The following is a 1,438-nucleotide window of genomic DNA, read 5'->3' as shown; positions in this document are numbered from 1 at the left end:
CGATGAAGGAGCCCGCGGTGAGTGCTGACCCGACGCAGACGCTCGCTTTCGACACGAGCTGCCACCTGTTCGACGGGTGTGGCTTCCCGGCTCCGCGCGGCACCGCGCCGCGGCGCGCCGCCGCAGGCTGACACTGGCCGTGGCCGGCGTACTGGTGGCCGCAGCGGTGGGCGTGGGCGCCTGGCTGGCGTCCTCGGACGACGACTCGCCCCCGCAGCAGACACACAGCACATCAACCCCGTGACCGACCCGCCCGCACCCTCCCCGACCCCGACCCCGCCCGCAGCCCCCGGCTCCCAGAGCGGACCGCCGCTTCCTGGGGTGGTCCTCCCGGTCTCCGGAGCGGGCCGCCGTCTCCTGTGGTGGGGCTCTCCGGCCTCCGAAGCGGACCCTGGCCCCCGAAGCGGACCCCCGGGCCCCTGGAGCGGCCCCCCGTCCACCGGAACCGCCCCCCAGCCCCCGGAAGGGAGGCGGCGCCCGAACCCGTCGGCCGTCCATGGTTGGCGGAGCCGTTACGCTGGAGGCGTGGCAGTCGTCGATGTATCCGAAGAGCTAAAGTCCCTCTCCTCGACCATGGAGTCGATCGAGGCCGTTCTGGACCTCGACAAGCTGAGGGCAGACATCGCCGTGCTCGAGGAGCAGGCGGCCGCGCCGTCCCTGTGGGACAACCCGGACGAGGCGCAGAAGATCACCAGCAAGCTCTCCCACCTCCAGGCCGAGGTCAGGAAGGCGGAGGCGCTGCGCGGGCGGATCGACGATCTCGCCGTCCTCTTCGAGATGGCCGAGGAGGAGGACGACCCGGACACCCGCGCCGAGGCCGAGTCCGAGCTCGCCGCCGTCAAGAAGGCGCTGGACGAGATGGAGGTCCGGACGCTGCTCAGCGGTGAGTACGACTCCCGCGAAGCGCTCGTGAACATCCGCGCGGAGGCCGGCGGCGTCGACGCCGCCGACTTCGCCGAGAAGCTCCAGCGCATGTACCTGCGCTGGGCCGAGCAGCACGGATACAAGACCGAGGTCTACGAGACGTCGTACGCCGAAGAGGCCGGCATCAAGTCGACCACCTTCGCCGTCCAGGTGCCGTACGCCTATGGCACCCTCTCCGTGGAGCAGGGCACGCACCGCCTCGTGCGCATCTCGCCGTACGACAACCAGGGGCGCCGCCAGACCTCCTTCGCCGGCGTCGAGATCCTCCCGGTGGTCGAGCAGACCGACCACATCGAGATCGACGAGTCCGAGCTGCGGGTGGACGTGTACCGCTCCTCGGGCCCCGGCGGCCAGGGCGTCAACACCACCGACTCCGCGGTGCGCCTGACCCACATCCCCACCGGCATCGTCGTCTCCTGCCAGAACGAGCGGTCGCAGATCCAGAACAAGGCGACCGCGATGACACGGAGCAGCGCACCGCCGTCCGGGGACGTCAGCAGCTGGACCTGGCCGC

Annotated in this window: 1 protein-coding gene and 1 pseudogene; both read left to right on the top strand. The window is 71.3% G+C overall.

Annotated elements, in window-relative coordinates; genetic code table 11:
* Positions 1-2: 2 nt before the first annotated feature.
* Positions 3-95 (top strand): annotated as a pseudogene (locus ABZ646_RS46565) (F0F1 ATP synthase subunit A); the annotation flags it as partial.
* Positions 96-525: 430 nt separating this feature from the next.
* The coding region (gene prfB / locus ABZ646_RS46560) for a peptide chain release factor 2 (protein ID WP_360533834.1) at positions 526-1,438 on the top strand (913 nt) is incomplete at its 3' end.

The organism is Streptomyces sp. NPDC007162 (assembly GCF_040634175.1).
Classification (GTDB): domain Bacteria; phylum Actinomycetota; class Actinomycetes; order Streptomycetales; family Streptomycetaceae; genus Streptomyces.
This window is presented reverse-complemented; position numbering and strand designations above follow the sequence as displayed.